The 20,235-nt window shown below is 35.2% G+C and carries 16 protein-coding genes; 10 read left to right on the top strand and 6 right to left on the bottom strand.

The features are described from left to right. Positions 1 to 74 precede the first annotated feature (74 nt). On the bottom strand, positions 75 to 2,264 hold the full coding sequence (locus tag J3U14_RS04885; protein ID WP_267350280.1) for a heavy metal translocating P-type ATPase: 2,190 nt from the start codon (positions 2,262 to 2,264) through the stop codon (positions 75 to 77). Positions 2,265 to 2,504: 240 nt separating this feature from the next. On the opposite strand from J3U14_RS04885, the gene J3U14_RS04890 reads away from it, so the two are divergent. After that, positions 2,505 to 2,831 carry a winged helix-turn-helix transcriptional regulator gene (locus tag J3U14_RS04890; RefSeq protein ID WP_081299091.1) on the top strand — a complete coding sequence of 109 codons (327 nt, stop codon included), beginning with the start codon at positions 2,505 to 2,507 and terminating at the stop codon, positions 2,829 to 2,831. Between the two features lie 108 nt (positions 2,832 to 2,939). Here J3U14_RS04890 and suhB read toward each other — a convergent pair whose 3' ends face one another. Continuing rightward, positions 2,940 to 3,743, bottom strand: coding sequence for an inositol-1-monophosphatase (gene suhB, locus J3U14_RS04895; protein ID WP_267350278.1), 804 nt, complete (start codon positions 3,741 to 3,743; stop codon positions 2,940 to 2,942). A gap of 425 nt (positions 3,744 to 4,168) precedes the next feature. On the opposite strand from suhB, the gene J3U14_RS04900 reads away from it, so the two are divergent. The 5 genes from J3U14_RS04900 to J3U14_RS04920 all read left to right on the top strand — a co-directional run bounded on the left by J3U14_RS04900 (position 4,169) and on the right by J3U14_RS04920 (position 9,103). Next, positions 4,169 to 5,119: a tetratricopeptide repeat protein gene (locus J3U14_RS04900; protein WP_267350276.1), complete on the top strand. Its 951-nt coding sequence runs from the start codon at positions 4,169 to 4,171 to the stop codon at positions 5,117 to 5,119. A gap of 306 nt (positions 5,120 to 5,425) precedes the next feature. Next, complete coding sequence (gene ubiU, locus J3U14_RS04905; RefSeq protein ID WP_255556881.1) at positions 5,426 to 6,421, top strand: ubiquinone anaerobic biosynthesis protein UbiU; 996 nt, start codon at positions 5,426 to 5,428, stop codon at positions 6,419 to 6,421. A 158-nt stretch (positions 6,422 to 6,579) separates the two neighbouring features. Continuing rightward, complete coding sequence (locus J3U14_RS04910) at positions 6,580 to 7,458, top strand: U32 family peptidase (protein ID WP_267350274.1); 879 nt, start codon at positions 6,580 to 6,582, stop codon at positions 7,456 to 7,458. Next, positions 7,427 to 8,638 (top strand): cysteine desulfurase CsdA, encoded by a 1,212-nt coding sequence (gene csdA, locus J3U14_RS04915; RefSeq protein WP_267350272.1) that lies wholly within the window; start codon positions 7,427 to 7,429, stop codon positions 8,636 to 8,638. Before J3U14_RS04910 ends, csdA begins: the two co-directional genes overlap by 32 nt. A 69-nt stretch (positions 8,639 to 8,707) precedes the next feature. After that, on the top strand, positions 8,708 to 9,103 hold the full coding sequence (locus J3U14_RS04920) for a SufE family protein (RefSeq protein ID WP_267350271.1): 396 nt from the start codon (positions 8,708 to 8,710) through the stop codon (positions 9,101 to 9,103). Positions 9,104 to 9,152: 49 nt separating this feature from the next. Here the strand turns inward: J3U14_RS04920 and dolP are convergent, their stop codons facing one another. After that, positions 9,153 to 9,731, bottom strand: coding sequence for a division/outer membrane stress-associated lipid-binding lipoprotein (gene dolP / locus J3U14_RS04925; protein ID WP_267350270.1), 579 nt, complete (start codon positions 9,729 to 9,731; stop codon positions 9,153 to 9,155). Between the two features lie 229 nt (positions 9,732 to 9,960). Between dolP and J3U14_RS04930 the strand changes: the two genes are divergently transcribed. After that, positions 9,961 to 10,659 (top strand): DUF1266 domain-containing protein, encoded by a 699-nt coding sequence (locus tag J3U14_RS04930; protein WP_267350269.1) that lies wholly within the window; start codon positions 9,961 to 9,963, stop codon positions 10,657 to 10,659. Then, positions 10,656 to 13,331, top strand: a complete 2,676-nt coding sequence (locus J3U14_RS04935; RefSeq protein WP_267350268.1) for a J domain-containing protein — start codon at positions 10,656 to 10,658, stop codon at positions 13,329 to 13,331. Before J3U14_RS04930 ends, J3U14_RS04935 begins: the two co-directional genes overlap by 4 nt. A 75-nt stretch (positions 13,332 to 13,406) precedes the next feature. Here J3U14_RS04935 and J3U14_RS04940 read toward each other — a convergent pair whose 3' ends face one another. From J3U14_RS04940 to xthA, 3 genes are all read right to left on the bottom strand, one after another. Beyond that, positions 13,407 to 15,077 (bottom strand): molecular chaperone HscC, encoded by a 1,671-nt coding sequence (locus J3U14_RS04940; protein ID WP_267350266.1) that lies wholly within the window; start codon positions 15,075 to 15,077, stop codon positions 13,407 to 13,409. A 206-nt stretch (positions 15,078 to 15,283) separates the two neighbouring features. Then, positions 15,284 to 16,615 carry an exodeoxyribonuclease VII large subunit gene (xseA, locus tag J3U14_RS04945; protein ID WP_267350264.1) on the bottom strand — a complete coding sequence of 444 codons (1,332 nt, stop codon included), beginning with the start codon at positions 16,613 to 16,615 and terminating at the stop codon, positions 15,284 to 15,286. A gap of 29 nt (positions 16,616 to 16,644) precedes the next feature. Beyond that, positions 16,645 to 17,451, bottom strand: a complete 807-nt coding sequence (xthA, locus tag J3U14_RS04950) for an exodeoxyribonuclease III (protein ID WP_411589697.1) — start codon at positions 17,449 to 17,451, stop codon at positions 16,645 to 16,647. A 115-nt stretch (positions 17,452 to 17,566) separates the two neighbouring features. Between xthA and tyrA the strand changes: the two genes are divergently transcribed. Beyond that, complete coding sequence (gene tyrA, locus J3U14_RS04955) at positions 17,567 to 18,688, top strand: bifunctional chorismate mutase/prephenate dehydrogenase (protein WP_267350260.1); 1,122 nt, start codon at positions 17,567 to 17,569, stop codon at positions 18,686 to 18,688. Between the two features lie 118 nt (positions 18,689 to 18,806). Then, the gene (gene glmM / locus J3U14_RS04960) at positions 18,807 to 20,138 is read left to right on the top strand and encodes a phosphoglucosamine mutase (protein WP_267350258.1); all 1,332 of its coding nucleotides are present in this window, start codon (positions 18,807 to 18,809) and stop codon (positions 20,136 to 20,138) included. The last annotated feature ends 97 nt before the right edge of the window (positions 20,139 to 20,235 follow it).

Raw genomic sequence — 20,235 nt, forward strand, 5'->3', positions numbered from 1 at the left:
CATTATCAATCAGCTATCAAACCATTAAGGGACATTATCCATTGCCCCTTAAGTTAAAGGTTAACAAGCTAATTTTATTTTGTTTCTGCTCTTGGCTTCCAGCGTTTTAGTAATAATGCATTAGTCACCACACTAACACTACTTAAAGCCATAGCAGCGCCAGCAATCATTGGGTTTAAAAAACCAAATGCCGCTAATGGAATACCAATTAAATTATAGAAAAACGCCCAAAATAAGTTTTGTTTGATCTTATTATATGTTCGACGAGAAATATCAATAGCATCAGCGATAAGGTATAAATTACCTCGCATTAAGGTAATACTTGCCGTATGCATTGCCACATCAGTACCTGTTCCCATGGCAATGCCGATATCAGCGGCAGCCAACGCTGGCGCATCATTAATGCCATCCCCTACCATTGCTACTTGATTATTGGTGTTGGTATGGCTCTCTTTTTGCAATTGATATATATAGTTGGCTTTATCTTGGGGTAACACTTCGGCTATCACTTTATCTAAGTTTAATTGTTGACCCACATAATTTGCCGCTTGTTGATTATCACCAGTTAGCATGACAGTATTAACATGCAAGTGATGTAATGCATCAATTGCATTTCTCGCTTCAGGTTTAATCACATCAGCAAAGCCAAATAAAGCAAGTATCACGACACTATCTTCAGCTTGTTGTTTAGCCAAAAATGAAATAGTGTACCCTTTACTGGTTAGCTCATCTATTTTATCATCCATGTTTACAAAATAGGCGTTTAACGATTTCATCCAACGCAAACTTCCTAAATAGTATTCGGTATTATCAATCGTTGCCATGACGCCCGATCCTGTTACTGATGTGATATTTTTCGCATAATCATACTTTTTAGCTTTAGATAACATAGCTTTTGCTAATGGATGTTCACTACCAGCTTGCATCGATGCAGCAAGTGACAAAATCTGATCGGGTGTTTCAGTTCCAACGACATCGATTTCCACCAAGTCAGGTTTACCTTCTGTTAAGGTGCCTGTTTTATCAAATGCGACAGTGTTAACATTATGCAAGGTTTCTAAAGCTTCAGCATCTTTAATCAAAATACCTTGACGTGCAGCCACACCCGTGCCAACCATAATCGCTGTGGGTGTTGCCAATCCTAAAGCACATGGGCAAGCAATCACCAATACAGCAACGGCATGAAGTAATGCTTGTTGCCAATCATGATAAATAATTCCCCAAGCCAATAAGGTAATCAAAGCAATGATCAAAATGACTGGGACAAAAATTGCGCTGATACGATCGACAATTCGCTGTATAGGTGCTTTTTTAGCCTGTGCAGATTCGACCATTTCAATAATTTTAGACAGTTTTGAATCAGATTGGATAGCGGTAGTTTTGACGATTATCAGTCCTTCACCATTAATGGTACCACCCGTGACCACATCATTAACAGTTTTATTAACTGGAAAACTTTCTCCGGTTAACATCGATTCATCACTACTGGATGTGCCTTCCATAATAATACCGTCAACTGGAATACGTTCACCGGGTTTAATTACGACAATATCGTTCACTTTAACTTGGCTAATCGGTAAACTAATTTCGTGATCCCCTTGTCTGACTAAAGCGACTTCAGGTCTTAATGCTGAAAGTGCTTCGATCGCTTGTGTGGTTTGATGTTTCGCTCTTGACTCTAACCATTTACCCACTAAGATTAAAGTTATAATTACAACAGATGATTCGAAATAGAGATGATCATAATGCCCTGTAATTAATTGATATAACGATAAACTATAAGCCGCACTGGTACCTATAGCCACTAATAAATCCATATTACCGGTGAAAGCTTTTAAAGCACTAAAACCACTTCGGTAAAATTTAGCACCAAGACCGAATTGAACAATCGAAGCCAGAATAAATTGTAACCATGCAGGCATCATTAAATGGAAACCAAATGGCTCTAATAACATTGGTAAAACAAAAGGAATAGCGAATAAAATGGACACCACAATCGGCCAAAGTGATGCTTGTTTTTCAGTATCTTTTGCATGTGTTTGCTGATCCGTCATTTTCACCGCATGATAACCTGCTTTGTCTACCGCTGACATCAGTGTTGCTAAATTAACATTTGAATTTGCTTTAACGGTTGCTTTTTCAGTCGCTAGATTCACGCTAACATCAATTACTCCATCAACCTTTTTAATCGCCTTTTCAACACGACTAACGCATGATGCGCAGCTCATATCTTCAACATAAAAATTATATTCAACTGTTTTCATTTGACGCATCCTTTGGTGATAGGGTTGTTAAGATTAAAAAACGTTCTCAACAAATTTTTTTGATTACTTAACAAATATTTTAATACTAATTATTCGAATAACAAGAATGCACTTTTTTGATATATACTATCCAAAAAGATACTATTGAGGCATTAAGTGAAAAATCATTTAGTTAAAACCTATAACAACGAGCAAAGCTTGGAATCTGTTATTCACTGTCCGGTTGAAACAACAATCAATATGATTGGAGGTAAATATAAATCATTAATTTTATGGAAACTGATGACAAACAAAACATTAAGATTTTCTCAGTTACGAAAAGAAATTCCTTGCGCCACACCAAAAATGTTAACTCAGCAGTTACGTGAACTCGAATCCAATCAATTAATCAACCGAAAAGTGTTTCCTGTCGTCCCACCAAAAGTAGAATATTCCTTAACAGATTTTGGCAAAAGTATTAAACCTGTATTAGAAGCAATGTATCAATGGGGAAGCCATTGTTTAAATCGCCAAGGACTAAATATCAATTGTACAATGGCAGCAATAGCTGACCAACCTAAACAATAATCACTTTAATACAAGATGCTTTGCATCAATTACTTTTTCTTAGTGATCAAAAAGACAAGCAATAAATAAGAGGAAACAGCGTTATTACAACGCTGTTCATAATAGAAATTAATTACGTAATTTTTCTGGCCAATCGTTTTGAGTAGACACTAATAAATCTTTCACAACTCGTGGATTACCAGCCACAACATTACCTGATACCATATAATTATTACCACCGGCAAAATCGGTAATGACACCACCAGCTTCACGTAAGATGAGTTCACCTGCCGCAATATCCCAAGGTTTTAAACCGATTTCGAAAAATCCATCTAAACGACCTGCTGCCACATAAGCCAAATCTAATGCTGCTGAACCAGTGCGACGAAAATCACCGCATTTAGTAAATAATTTTTGTAAAACTGCAAAATAGCTATCGCTATATTGTTTCGCTTTAAATGGAAATGCGGTTGCCAGTATACTTCCATTTAAATCTTTAGCATTACTGACACGAATACGATAGCCATTTAGCTGAGCACCCTTACCACGTGCAGCAGTATACAATTCATTGCTCATTGGATTATAAACCACTGCCACTTCGGTTTTACCTTTTACTCGAGCAGCGATAGATACAGCAAAATGTGGGATATTCTTAATAAAATTGGTGGTACCATCAATTGGGTCGATTATCCACTGCGTATCGGTATCGCTACCTTTAGCAAGACCACTTTCTTCAGCGATAATAATGTGATCTGGATACGCTTTTTTAATTGTTTCAATAATTAAAGCTTCAGCAGCACGATCTGCGTTGGTTGCAAAATCGTTAGCACCTTTAGTATCAATTTCGATTGAACTAGGATTTTCATAAGCCTTAATGGCAACATTACCTGCTTTGCGAGCAGCACGAATAGCAATATTAAGCATCGGATGCATAATTTTCTTCCAATTGATGATGTTAAAGAACGGGTTGTTTTGGCAAACCTAAAAAGTGATACCAAAATTTACGGCATAGTATAAAGGTTTTATAAGCTTATTGCCAGATTATGTTGGGAATGTCAGCGATATTATTGATTTTGAGAAAAATAACGCAACATCCCAAATTCACCGCATTAAATAATGTTTTGATACGTTAATAATTTATTAAAGAGACTAGCTGCTACATAAATAATTCCTATCAACATATTATTCACTTATCACTAACATTATTTTCGATTTTCACCGTATGCATTGCTAAATAATTTTCACATATTACAAACTTATTTAATAAAACTTTATTAAAAGACGATACTTATAAACCATTATCGATGTAATTTGATACAATATATTTGCTATAAATTGTTATAAATAGGAAAAAATGGATGAAGAAATTAATATTAATTTTATGCTTATTTTTTTCAGTGAACACCCCCATTTTCGCTGATGAAAATCAAGAACTTAATTATAAGGATGAGTACAGAAAAGCAACTATCCAAAATGATGCTGAAGCACAATTTCATGTAGGTTATATGTATGAAAAAGGCATTGAAGTTGAGCAAAGTTATACCAAAGCAGCTCAATGGTATGAAAAAGCTGTAAAACAAAATAATGAAAATGCCTCAGTTTATTTAGGTTCCTTATATTTGAATGGTTTAGGCGTCACTCAAAATTTAGATAAAGCAAAAAAACTGATTGAAAAAGGCGCATTGAACGGTAACAGTAGTGGCGAGTTTTATATGGGGCTTTTTTATGATTTAATTGCTCAAAAGCCAAGAGCAAAAGGAATCGAATCCAATTTAAAAAATGACGCAATCAATCAAAATTATATCATGGCTAGAAAATGGTATGAAAAAGCATTAAAGCATGGAGAACCAGCTGCGGCCGGAAATCTTGGTGTTTTGTATGAAGCTGGAAGAGGTGTCAAACAAGATGACGTCAAAGCAAGAAAGTATTATGAACAAGCCGTAAAAGGAAATGCCATTGTTTCAAATAATAATTTGGCTAACTTTTATTATCTTGGAAAAGGTGGATTGAAACAAGATTACGTAAAAGGTAGAAAATTAGATGAAAAAGCAGCGAAAAAAGGTTACGTTGAGTCACAATTCAAATTAGGTTGGCTATATTTTAACGGAAACGGCGTTAAACAAGATTATCGGCAAGCCCAAAAATGGTTTGAACTGGCTGCTGAGCAAAATCATGGTGAATCACAATACTATTTAGGACTTATTTATCAACAAGGACTGGGACGAGAAAAAGACATTAACACAGCTAAACATTATTTTAAGCTGTCTTGCCAAAATACTGGCGATGAAGACGCCTGCCAATTACAATAATCACACGTTGTATTGTTATTCAGTCGATAAAATCACCTTGATTTTTCTCTTCATCAGTCGTTATCGTTAAGGTGATTTTGTCCTATTTTAAGTACAAAATAAAAGAATATTTATCATGATTGACCAACTGCAATTTGTGAGCAATAGAGTTAGTATTCTGGCAATTTTCCTGACAGTTAGTTAATCTATTTAATCCACACTATTGTTACTTTTTTCATCGCATACTTGGCTTTCTAGTCGCTTTAAATTGGGAATTATTGCATAATACACGACGTATAAATTACCGAACTTAACTTAGGAATTATTATGGAACTTCTTTGTCCAGCAGGTTCATTGCCATCACTTAAAATAGCCATCGATAATGGTGCTGATGCCGTTTATATTGGTTTAAAAGATGATACCAATGCGCGTCATTTTGCTGGTTTAAATTTCAATGAGAAGCGATTAATTGAAGCCGCTGATTATGTACATAAACGTGGTAAAAAATTGCATATTGCGATAAATACTTTTGCACATCCTGAAAATTTTCAGCGTTGGCAACATGCAGTTGATACCGCGGCTAACATTGGTGCTGATGCGTTAATTATTGCTGATCTTGCTATGCTTGATTATGCTGCCGAAAAGTACCCTAATCTTGAACGCCATGTTTCCGTTCAAGCCTCTTCAACCAATGAAGAGTCAATTAAGTTTTATTATAATAATTTTCAGGTTCATCGTATTGTATTGCCACGTGTTCTGTCGATGCATCAAGTTAAACAGTTATCAAAAGTTTCTCCCGTCCCTTTAGAAGTTTTTGCCTTTGGTAGTTTGTGTATAATGGCTGAAGGACGTTGCTATTTATCGTCTTATTTAACAGGTGAATCACCTAATACGGTTGGGGCATGTTCTCCAGCTAAATTTGTGCGATGGGAAGAGACCGACAAAGGTCTTGAATCTCGTTTGAATAACGTATTGATTGATTGTCATAAAAAAGGTGAAAATGCTGGTTATCCAACCCTATGTAAAGGACGTTATTTTGTTGGAGAACAGCTTTATCATCCAATTGAAGAACCAACCAGTTTAAATACCATTGAGCTATTACCCGAGCTGTTTGCTGCCAATATTGCATCGGTCAAAATTGAAGGGCGTCAACGCAGTCCAGCTTATGTTGAGCAAGTAACCAAAGTATGGCGACAAGCAATTGACCGTTATAAAGCCAATCCACAATCATTTCAAGCTGAACAACATTGGATGGATACATTAGGCTCTGTGTCGGAAGGAACACAAACAACATTGGGTGCTTATCACCGTAAATGGCAATAATTGAGTATTTTAGACTTTAAATTCATATTATTGGAAAAGACACTTATTAAAAATAAAGTGGCGTTACTTTAATTTATATTATTGAATTTATTTAATAAAATATCATTTTAAATGATTTGATAAATGATCTAACATAAATCAATATAGTGAGCAAAACTATGAAATATGCATTAGGCCCAGTGCTTTATTATTGGCCTAAAACCGAAACAGAAGCTTTTTATCATGCGGCAAAAGAAAGTGAAGCCGATATTATTTATATGGGCGAAACAGTTTGTACTAAACGCCGTGAAATGAAAGTCCCTAACTGGCTTGAATTAGCTAAAGAAGTCGCTAAATCAGGTAAACAAGTTGTGCTTTCAACGTTGGCTTTGCTTGAAGCTCCATCTGAATTAAATGAATTAAGATTACTCGTTAATAATGGCGATTTTTTAATTGAAGCCAATGATTTAGCTGCAATTAATATCGCTCAAGAAAATAAATTGCCTTTTGTTGCCGGCCCTGCGATTAATTGCTATAACGCTTACACGTTAAAATTATTACAAAAACAAGGTATGGTACGTTGGTGTATGCCCGTTGAACTTTCTCGGGATTGGTTAGCAAATGTACTAAATCAATTTGATAGTCTCAATATCGAGCGAAATTTTGACGTTGAAGTTTTCAGTTACGGTTACCTGCCGTTAGCCTATTCAGCTCGTTGTTTTACGGCACGTTCAGAAGATAAACCCAAAGATAAATGCGAAACATGTTGTATCAAATACCCTGTTGGGCGTGAAGTGTTTTCACAAGAACAACAAAAAGTATTTGTTTTAAATGGAATCCAAACACAAAGCGGTTATTGCTATAATTTAGGTAATCAACTCAAAGAGATGAATGGTTTAGTTGATATTGTTCGTATTTCACCACTTGGGTTGGAAACATTGGATATTGTGAAACAGTTTAGAGCGAACGAAGAAGGATTAAATCCGCTACATATAGAGCATAAACGAGACTGTAATGGGTATTGGAATGGAATTGCAGGACTTGAACTTAACCAGTAAAAAGTTTTCTCATCAAAAGTTTAGAGCAGAATTTCCTGCTCTGAACAATGAAAACGTGTATCTTGATTCAGCCGCAACATCACTCAAGCCCCAAGCGATGATCGATGCGACGCTGGAATATTATGCACACAATACTGCAACTGTTAAACGCAGTTTGCACCCTAATGCCTTACAAGTGACTGAAATAATAAATCAAGCTCGGCAAAATGTCGCTGATTGGATTAACGCTTCAACGAGCAGTGAAATTATTTGGACAAGTGGTACGACCGAATCCATTAATCTTATTGCACAAAGCTATGCTCGACCTTTGCTAAAAGCAGGTGATGAGATTATTGTCAGTGAATTAGAGCACCATAGCAATTTATTGCCATGGCTAATTGTTGCAGAGCAAACGGGAGCCAAAGTAATTAAATGGTCATCAGTTATTGATGATCTGACTTCACTTCTATCAGAACGCACAAAAATTGTCGCCATTACACAAATGTCAAATGTGACAGGATTTTGCCCGGATTTAGCAGCAATTAGCCAAATCGTTCACCAATATAATGCCATTTTAGTGGTGGATGGTGCTCAAGGTATTGTTCATCATCCCATTGATGTTGATAAACTTAATATTGATTTTTATGCATTTTCAGCGCATAAATTATATGGTCCTACAGGACTCGGTGTATTATATGGTAAACAAATTTTGCTTGAGACTATGCCCGTTTGGCATGGTGGAGGTAAAATGCTAAAAAGTGTCTCTTTCGATCACTTTATACCTGAGCAACATCCGTATAAATTTGAAGCAGGCACACCCAATATCGCCGGAATGCTAGGCTTTAATGCAACGTTTGAATGGCTAAAACGTTGGGATTTTAATCAAGCACAAGTATATTCCGAACAATTAGCCGATTATGCAAAATCACAACTTAGTAAACTAACCAATATTCAATTTTACAGTGTAAATAATAGTTCAATCATCACATTTAATATCCACAATATTCATCATAATGATATTGCTATCTTATTAAGTGAACAAAACATTGCAATACGCACTGGTGAACTTTGTGCTCAACCATTAATGCAAAAGCTAGGTTGCCAAGGTGTCATTCGTCTTTCATTGATGCCTTATAATAACAAACACGATATCGATCGTTTTATAAATGCATTACAACATGCAATACAAATCTTGGATTAATTGTATTATCACCAGCTTTTGTTAACTTTAAATATTTATCATTATGTAAACGACAAATAGGTCTATATTATGCTATCGCAGCAAACATTAACGGAATTATTATTGAAACAACAAAACTGGCAAGATCGTTATCGGCAAATCATTGCGTTATCAAAACAATTGCCTGACTTTCCAGCCGATTTAAAAACAGATAGTAACCAAGTCAATGGTTGTGAAAATCGAGTTTGGCTTACTTTTCAAAAACAAGCTGATGATACTTTTATTTTTCAAGGTGATAGTGAGGGTCGAATTGTTAAAGGGTTACTCGCAATTTTACTTATCATTGCAAATCATAAAACAGCGAAGCAAATTCAGGCTATCGATTTTCAGTTTGAATTAAGTAAACTTAAAATTACCGACGAGCTTAGTCAATCTCGCCTAAAAGGATTAGATAAATTAATAGAGCGAATTCAATCAGTTAATTAGAATAATAAAAGGGCGAAATATCTTTCCGCCCTTTCATCGATTTCACTTTTTACTTATCTAAATAAGTAAAAAGTGTGATAACTTTTTTAACACCAGCTACTTTACTGGCAACAACTGCAGCAGCTTTACCCTCTTCAGGTTTGACAATACCAATTAAAAAGACTTCGCCATTTTCGGTAACGACTTTAATATTTCTGGCTTTTGTTGCCGAATTTAAGACTAATTGTGATTTAACTTTGGTTGTAATCCATGCGTCATTGGTAATGGTTCCTGCACCAACAGACTCACCGATACGAATTTGATTAAATACTTTTTTGACACCTTCAACTTCATGAGCAAGATTTTCGACTTTCATACTCTGTTCATTATTTGCTTGTCCGGTTAAAAGAATATTACCGTCATAAGCACTCGTTGAAATACGTGAACCAATAAAAGCTGATGTATTTTCTTTTAATTTCATACCCATTCGTGAATTCAGCGTTGTATCATCAACTTGAGTCCCGGTTGTACGCGGATCTGAAGCAACTTTGGCTGTAGCCGTTGCACCGGCTCCAATTACCGCAGCAACACAGCCTTGTAACATCAATGAGCCAGACATTAATATTACCGTTAAGGCAATTTTTCTCATTATAACTCCTTCATTTATGGCTTAGTAATGTGTAACTGATGACAAAATAAATTGATTTTATTATGCCTTGCACAAAGTAATTTGCAAAACAATTTTACTGTTATTCATAATAATTATTGTTTATTTTTTTAAAAATAATAAACGAAAAACAGTAAAACAGACTGACGTCTATTTGAAAAATCTGTTATCTTTATACACTAAACTATGTATTGATATTTTATAGGCTAATATGGAACAGGATTATATTGATTGGCTATATGGTTTGTCAGCGCCAATGGTAATATTAAATAAAAGATATGGAGCAAGCTATACCTCACCTTTTTTTTATCCTAACGATGATTTTATAGATTTGAAAGAGAGTTGGGAAATAGATTCTCGGGAAACTTTACTTGATTGCGTTTTCACCATGATTGATGATGGACATGCACCATTATTATCTGAATTCTATTCTAAATATTCTCAATTGTCTGAATTTGATTGGCTCAGCTTTTATGAACGTCAAACTGATTATCATAAAGTGATACTTAAATTTGTTGAGCAAACATTTCCTATCTGTAATATTGCAGGAATTCGTAGTTGGGATTATGCCCGGATGGCCTATCTTCTACGACTTGGCACGACGAATAAATATGTCACTGAAGAAGAATGTTTATGGATTTTGCATAGAATTGGGTTACGTTCAACATACTTTTATCAATCTTGGCAACACTACCTTGTTAGTTGGTTTATTGGTTTACAATATTGGAATAATTTACAGATTAAAGACGATTTAGAAAAATTACGCTGTGAATTATCCCGTCCATCTAAAGTAACATCCATGGCAAATTTATATGAAGACAAACAAGCACCCTTTAACCGATTACCATGGTTTATTGATATTGAGAAATTTGAAAAGCCAGAATCATTAAGGGAGTATGATTGGTTATGAATGAACATATTTGGCAACTACTCGAAATAGAAAAAACGACGGATACTGTCGCAATACGTCAAGCCTATCGAGCCAAGTTACCCTTTTATCATCCCGAAACAGACCCGATTGGATTTAAAGCTTTACGTGAAGCTTATGAGTTTGCAATACAGTATGCACAGTCAACCGAACAAATGGATGGGCAATCACAACAAGAATCACAAGAGCAAGCAGTCAATCACCCCCTTACAGAAAAACAAATCAAAGAAAATGAAATTTATACTGCTTATCAAGCACTTTTGAACGATCCACAACGGTGTTTTAACGCCGATGAATGGCAAAAATTTATTAGTTCATTTTACGATTACCCAATGGCAATCATTGATTCGGTAAAATGGCGTCTATTAGAAATAAGTTATGAAGCAAGCAATGTATCAAATGCTTGTATCAAACTGTTAGCGGATAATTTGCGTTGGCGCCAACAACTGAAAATACAATCTCCCAATCAATCTGAAAGGTATGATATCTTTTTAAATCATATTGAGAGTGAAGATTTATTTGACTATACCCTGTTACCCACCACAAACAGAGCTCTGCAAGATGCAACGATAAATTATATCGATTATACCAAATGGTTATTTTACGAACGTAGAAGTAGTGATCTTTATGACTTTTTATCACAAGATACCGTCATCTATTTACCCAATGATAAAAGCTTAATGCTTCAATTTGCTAATTGGCACTGCGTTGCAAGAATCCCTAATCAAACCTTATTAGATTATGCGTTGAAATGCATCACTCAAGATGATCAAGATGAACATATCAATATCGAATGGAAATATATTGCAGCAATTCAATATACTATGCTTGATAAAAAACATGAGTCTTTACAGGCTTGGCTTGATCTTTATAACTCAGGTCATTATCAAGAAAAAGCAGCCAGTTGGATAGCGGGCTGGTGCTCACATTATGCTAGTGATTACTTTCCATTGTTAATTATCGCATTGAATAACTCTTATTGTATCGCTGCAGAAACATCAGAAACTTACCTTTACGCAGTTCCTCAGTTAACAGCAACAACGGTTGCACGACTAGCACAAATTGATCCTGATGAGTATTCCCCTGAAATTGCGAGTTTTATCAAATGGTCGTTAAATGTGAGTTGGAATTATCGTCAAATTCTTGCACTGTTGTTACTTGATGACGGTACTAATCGTTTATATCGCTTATATCGTCATGCCATTATGTTACGACATGGTAATCAAACTTTATTACAACAAATTATTGATGAACAGAGTAAAGATGACTTTGAGTATTTTATTCTACAAAATTTACAACGCCAAGCTCGGCAACATTTAACATGGCTTGAACAAATTCCACCCGTCAAAGAATTTAAAGCTTGGCTGTATGATAGTGATGAAAATACGCCCATTCCAGATAAATTTGATCCTAACTTGAATGGGTACGAACAATACTATGGTCGTTTATGGTTGGATAGATTCGATGCCATTCCGGAGCGTGCCAAAAAACATCTTGATAATTTTTCGCGTTATGCAAATATAGAGATGTTTGACTGGTTTATTTTCTTAGAATCTGAACACTATTACCAGTTTCCAACTCCACCTGATTCATCGTGTGATAAAAACGTTTATTGGGAGTGGTATCGTCAATTTATTTTAACGATGGCTATAATTAATCAACCCTACGAAACAGCAAAATATCTTCGAAAAGAAAATAATACGTTTAAATTAACCGATGATGATCAAATGCTTCCAGTGATTAATATTTTCAAATATGGAAACTGGCAAAATAAAACTGAGCTCTATAATTTAATGGATAATAATAGTGGGTTAATCAATAGTATTTTAATCAATTACCCAGATTCAATCGAATCTGATATAGACTATCCTGAAAAAATTGATTTAAAAGATATCGAAAATAAAATCGAACAATTGTGGCAAACCAAATTTGCCAATCAAAACCCTTATTATTTAATGATATTAAATGCCATTTTGTTATATAAACCTGAACAAAATCTGAAATTACAACAAACGTTGAATAAAATTGCAGGTGATAATGATGATTTACAAAAAATCGCAAATTCGCTCGAAAAACAGTGGTTATTTCCATCTTCAGTAAATAAAGATAAATATCAACATAATGATCTAACGGCTAGAATAATATATCTTAAAGAATGTTTAGCCAACTACTGTGGTCTAATTGAAGAAGATGATATCGAGATGTTAGAAGGGCTAAAAAATCATTCAGACAATAATATGATATTACGCTTATGTGCCGCCATACTTTTAGCTAGAAATCGTGAAAATCAAAAACAAGTTGATGCATTATCTCTACCTGAAAATAAATGGTGGCAATTTTGGCGTTTAAATGGACGAACAAATCGTAAAGGATTTTGTAAACAAATTTTTTATAGTCTGTTAATTATTGGTTTTTCTACCTTATTTCTTGATAGATATTTGTCCGAAGCATCAATATATAACGAAGTTTCAAAATTTGCTTATATGATTTCGGGAATAAATATTATTTTCGCATTAAAACGACGTGCAAATGATAGTTATTTAGGTGAACCAAGTTACTTCATTATTTATACCCTATTTTTACTGATATTATTACCTTTCTGGAAACCTAGTTATAAAAAAAATAACCGATATGGACCGCCTGTGAAGGAATAGATAAACTAGTGTATAAACTTCCCCTTTTATATCAATAATAAAAGGGGAGAAGTTTATAAATACTACTTTGAATAATTATCTATCAAGATCTTTAAGTTCAGACTCAATATCACAACGAAACTCATTAATTTCATCTGGATTTTGACGATTTAATACATCAAGAAATGCTTCAAGATAAGATCCAATTAAATGACGTTCATCACCAAGTGATTGCGCCCATGCACGTTCCAATCTAGCTAATAATGTACGATTTTGCATTTGATCTCGGGGATGAATTTTCAGTGATTTTAAACGTTCATGACTTTCCTGTTTTTGTTGTTCTGTTAACCCTATCGGGCTATGATCGATTACCTTGCCGTGTTGCTTACCTGTTTCAAGTACCACAACATCGACCTCTAATAATCCATTTAAATCATAACTGAAACGAATATCAATCCCTTGTATTTTTTCCATAGGCGTTAAAGGAACTTCAAACTCATCAATTAACACATTGTTTTCAACACGTGGATTTTCGCCTTGATAAACGGCTATAGAAATCAATTTTTGTTGTGGACGACTAGTATAAAAAGTCTTCACTTTGGAAGTTGGTACAATTGTATTGCGTTCAATAATGGGGGAAAATAAGCCATGAACATTATCCGACGCACTTTCAATACCTAATGTGTAAGGACAAACATCGGTCAAAATAACTTCTTCCACATCTTTATTACGCAATCGACAAGCTGCTTGTACTGCAGCACCTTGTGCCACAATAGTGGTCGGATTAATATGGCGATAAGGTAATTTGCCAAATAATTTGGTAACCAGTTCACGCACAACGCCCAATTGAGACGAACCACCCACTAACACAATATGTTCTAGTTGATTCGACTTCAACCGAGCGTCACTTAACGCTTGCTCGATCGGTGCTCGAAGGCGATTTAATAATGGCAACCAAATCATTTTAGCTCGATTTTCGTTAAGCTCAAATTGCCTCTCTTTATCTTGCCAAAACCAAGTTAAGTGTTGCATCTGTTCGCCGTTTAACTTGCATTTTAACTGTTCAGCTAAATCAAGTAATCTGGCATAATCATCGGCTGAAACATCTTGCTGTTTAATATTCCATTCACTTAAGCAAGCTTTAACAATATCATGAGTAAAATCTTCTCCACCTAAATAATTATCGCCCGCCGAAGCATGGACTTCGATTATTGGCATAGAGTACTCAAGTACGGTGACATCAAATGTTCCCCCACCCAAATCAAAAACTAATGTATTACCGGATTGTTCATCATGCAAGCCATATGCCATGGACGCTGCAGTTGGTTCATTAATTAAACGTACCGCGTTTAATCCAGCAAGTTCAGCTGCAAAACGGGTTTGTTTGCGCTGCTCATCATTAAAATAAGCAGGGACAGAAATCACCACATCATGAATGTTTTGTTTTAGAAAAGCTTCAGCATCAGCTTTTAAAGATTTTAGGACAATTGCAGAAAGTTCTGTTGGCGTAAACTTCTTATCGCCTAATTCAAAAACTTTATTCGATCCTAAAAAACGTTTAAATGCTGATGCACTTTGATTGGGATGAGTTGTTAATCGTGATAACGCTGCTCGACCAACTAAAATGGATCCATCTTCATCAATACTTATTGCTGATGGTGTTACCACTTCTCCAATTGCGTTGGGAATCAGCGTCGGTTTACTATCTTGCCAAACACAAATTAAGCTGTTTGTTGTACCTAAATCAATACCTATTGGGGGATGCATAAATCGTCTATTCTCTTATGTACTTAAATATTATTAGTTATTAGTTATTAGTTATTAGTTATTAGTTATTAAAAAAATTTTAAACGCAGTATTATATACTGTATTACTATTTTAATGACAATTTTATTTGATTAAAATAATCAGTATACTTTATTGTATAAAATTGAAGTTTAGTAATATGATTTTTATCGTAATAATTAATTATTTTATTTCACCTCAGTAATTTGACTGACTAAAATCCCTTCTTTTAACTTTGTTGTGATACATTCACCCACTTTCACTTGTTGACTATTACAAATCACATCATCATGTTGGTTAGTGGTAATGGAATAACCCCGCTCTAACGTTGCCAGCGGACTTAAGTTATTAAGTTGTGAGGTTTGTAAAACAAATTGATGTTGCGACATTGCTAATTTTTGTTTAATCATATTAATCAGTTGCTGTTGCTTTTGATATAATGTCTGACCATAAAACGTGATGTGATATTCTGGCGAAACACCCAATAACTTTCTATCTAATCGATTATATTGATTAGTAAGTTTAAGCAAATATTGTTGAATATTTTCATATAACGCATGTCGATAAGTAATGAGTCGATTTAATTGTTGAGATAGCTTTGCTTGGGGATGTTCCGCTTGAAGTCGATGAAACCATGTATTCAATATTTCGCGTTGTCTTGTTAAGTAATAATCCATCGCCATCGATAAATGTTGTTCTTGTATCAAAATTCGCCGAATCTGTTCTTTATTGTCATGACTAACAAGCTCTGCGGCAGCGGAAGGCGTCGCTGCTCTCACATCAGCAACAAAATCAGCTATTGTGAAGTCAATTTCATGTCCAACTGCACTTACAATAGGTAGTTGACTAGCAAATATCGCTCTTGCAACCACTTCTTCATTGAATGACCAAAGATCTTCAAGCGATCCACCTCCTCGCCCGACAATCAACACATCACACTCTTGACGTGCATTTGCTATTTGGATCATCTTGGCAATTTGACCAGCAGCTTCTGTACCTTGAACTTGGGTCGGATAAATAATTACCTGTAAACTGGGATCTCGGCGTTTTAAAATCTGACAAATATCATGTAATGCTGCTCCAGTAGCTGAGGTGATGATACCGACAGTACGAATATTTTCCGGTAAACTTTTTTTATAGATAGGATCAAATAGCCCTTCATCAGATAGTTTTTGTTTTAATTGCTCAAATTTTTGTTGCAGTAATCCTGCACCAGCCGGTTGCATTTTATCAATGACTAATTGATATTCTCCACGTGCTTCGTACAATGTCACCATCGCTCGAACTAAAACTTGTTGTCCATTTTGCGGTGTAAATCCTATTCGAAAATTACTATTTCGAAACATCGCACAACGCACTTGGGCAGCATCATCTTTAAGCGTAAAATACCAATGCCCTGAAGATGGACGAGAAAAATTCGAAATTTCGCCAACTAACCAAATTTGACCAATCGCATCAGAAAGTAGATCTTTGACCATTTGATTAAGATCTTTTACCGATAAAATCGAATTATTCAACATGTACTCATCCTTCTTAATGACACTAAAATTTATGTTAAATCGAATTCTGCCCAAATTGGCGCATGATCAGACGGTTTGTCCATGGCTCGAATATCATAATCAATGCCAGTTTGTTGACAATAGGATAACAATTTTTGACTAGCTAAAATTAAATCGATGCGCAGTCCAGTAAAGGTATCAAAACCTTTAGATCGATAATCAAACCATGAATAGTCTTGTTCAGTTGGATGTGCATGACGGTAAGTATCGATAAAGCCTAGTGACATTAAATTATCCATCCATTCCCGCTCTTCGGGTAAAAATGAACATTTACCAGTTCGTAACCAACGTTTACGACTATCATCAGAAATACCAATATCTAAATCGGTTGGGCAAATATTCATATCTCCCATTATCAAGGATAACTGATTACTCAATTGATGTTGCCGTAAATAATCAATCAAATCATGATAAAACTTACGTTTGGCAGGATATTTAACTTCATGATGCATACTTTCACCCTGCGGAAAATAGCCATTTATCACGGTTAAATTTCCTTGGTTGGTCGGTAACTCTGCCATAATTAAACGGCACTGAGCATCATCACTATCGGTTGGAAAGCCACACTGCACTGATATTGGTTTTTGTTTGGTTAATAACGCAACACCATAATGTCCTTTTTGACCATGATAATGTAAGTGATAACCAAATTGCGCTAACTCTTCGACAGGAAATTGATCATTATGAACTTTGGTTTCTTGTAAACCAATTATGTCGGGCTGATGTTTATCGATAATTGCGGCTAACTGATGAATGCGTGCACGCAGACTATTAATATTAAATGAGATAACTTTCATGATAAATTTATTATATTCGATTTGATGTTTAGATTTAACCATGCTATCAAAAATACGATATACTGTTAAGCTATTACAGTAAAAGCTACCATTTGTGATAAAGGAATCACCGAATATGTCCACGGAATTACTTGAACTACGCGATAAAATTGATGAGGTCGATAAATCAATTTTGTCACTCATTACTCAGCGATTAGCCTTAGTCGCCGAAGTTGGCGAAGTAAAAAGCAAATATGGTATTCCAATTTATGATCCTAAGCGTGAAGCTGAAATGTTAGCGAAAAGACGGCAAGAAGCAGAAAATTTAGGTATTTCTCCAGCGCTAATCGAAGATATATTACGACGACTAATGCGAGAGTCTTATATTAGTGAAAACGACAAAGGTTTTAAAAAAGTTTACACAGGTAAAGGATCAATTGTCATTATCGGTGGTAATGGTCAAATGGGGCGGTTGTTTGCACAATTATTCACCCTATCTGGCTATGAAGTTAAAACATTAGGTTCCAAAACTATGCACCAAGCCGCAGAGGTTGTTGCTGATGCCGCTGCAGTCATTGTGACCGTACCAATTAATAAAACCTGTGAAATCATTCGACAATTACCGACTCTACCTAAAAATTGTATACTAACCGATTTCACTTCTATCAAAGTAAAACCGCTTCAAGCCATGTTAGAAAAACATCCTGGCCCTGTCGTTGGCTTACACCCTATGTTTGGTCCTGATGTACCTAATTTAGCAAAACAAATTATAGTGTATTGTGAAGGACGAGAGCCTGAAAAATACCAATGGTTTATTGATCAAATGCGCATTTGGGGTGCAAATTTATGTACTATCAGTGCCAAAGAGCATGATAAATGCATGTCATTTATTCAAGCATTACGCCATTTCACCTCTTTTTCTTATGGTGTTAATTTACAGCAAGAACATGTTGATTTAGAAAAACTAATTGCCCTTTCTTCTCCTATATATCGTCTTGAACTGATGATGGTTGGCAGATTATTTGCTCAAGATCCTGAACTTTATGCCGATATCATTATGGCATCAGATGATAATATCGAATTAATTAAACGCTATTATCAGCGCTTTGGACAGATGGTTGAATTGATTGAGCAACGCGATAAGGCAAAATTTGTTGAGAATTTTAATGAAGTCACCAAATGGTTTGGTAGCTATGCACAACGTTTTATCAAAGAAAGCCAAGTTTTATTAAAATTCGCTAATGATAATAGAGAATAATTTTATTATGCATAAATATAACATCCGACATCATTAATTATAATTAGCACAAAAATCTTATGTAATTATTTATCAATAAAATTATTATTAGAAATAAAATTTAGTATGAGGAAATAAAATGTCTAATCGAAAATATTTTGGTACTGATGGGATACGAGGTAAAGTTGGACAATATCCTATCACTCCCGATTTTGCTCTTAAATTAGGTTGGGCAGCTGGACGCATATTAGCTAAAGATGGTGTGAAAAAAGTCTTAATCGGAAAAGATACGCGTATATCAGGCTATATGCTTGAATCAGCACTTGAAGCTGGTTTTGCGTCTGCCGGTGTTGCTACTGCCTTTACCGGACCAATGCCAACGCCTGCTATCGCTTATTTAACTCGTACTTTTCGAGCTGATGCCGGTATTGTCATTTCTGCTTCACATAATCCTTTTTACGATAATGGTATTAAATTTTTTTCTACCGAAGGAAAAAAACTTGCTGATTCGATTGAATTAGAAATTGAAGCAGAATTAGAAAAAGATATAGATTGTGTCGAATCCAAACAATTAGGACGTGCTAGCCGTATTACTGATGCAGCAGGCCGTTATATCGAATTTTGTAAAAGCACCTTTGATCATGAGCTAAGTCTATCGGGTCTGAAAATTGTAGTCGATTGTGCGAATGGCGCAACCTATCATATTGCGCCAAAAGTATTGCGTGAGCTCGGCGCAAAAGTCATCAAAATTGGCTGTGAACCTGACGGCGTTAATATTAATGAAAATTGTGGTGCTACTGATGTTAGAGCATTGTCAAAACGAATTATTGATGAACAAGCAGATTTAGGTTTTGCATTAGACGGGGATGGTGATCGCATTATAATGGTTGACCATGAAGGTCGAAAAATTGATGGCGATCAGATTATTTATATCATTGCTCGCGAAGCACTCAGACAAGGTCAACTAAAAGGTGGCGTTGTCGGTACATTAATGAGTAATATGGGACTGGAAATAGCACTTAAAAACCTTGGCATACCTTTTGCTCGTGCTAAAGTTGGTGACCGTTATGTTCTTGAAAAGCTTATTGAGAAGAAATGGCGTTTAGGGGCTGAAAACTCAGGTCATGTTTTGTTATTAGACAAAACAACAACTGGCGATGGAATTATTGCTGGTCTACAAGTTTTAAGTGCTATGGTTCGCAACGATATGTCTTTATCAGATTTATGTAGTGGCATGATAATGTTACCTCAAGTATTAATTAATGTTCACTATACCGAAAAAAGTGATCCATTAAAAAATTCAGCAGTAAAACTAGCAATAGAGCAAGTTGAAAAAGAACTTGATGGTAACGGGCGGGTATTAATTCGCAAATCTGGAACAGAACCTCTCATTAGAGTAATGGTTGAAGGCAGTGAAGAAGCCGAAGTACAAAAATTGGCAGAACGTATTGCACTAGCTGTTAAAGCTTAAAAATAATATTTTTTATATGTAATAATAAGTTTTTAATAAGTCAATACGTTTAATGAGTTTATTAAGCAAGCTCTGTTTATTTACAATTTTTTAGTAA

Origin of the sequence: Gilliamella sp. B3801 (assembly GCF_026536645.1) — a bacterium.
GTDB classification, from domain to species: domain Bacteria; phylum Pseudomonadota; class Gammaproteobacteria; order Enterobacterales; family Orbaceae; genus Gilliamella; species Gilliamella apicola_I.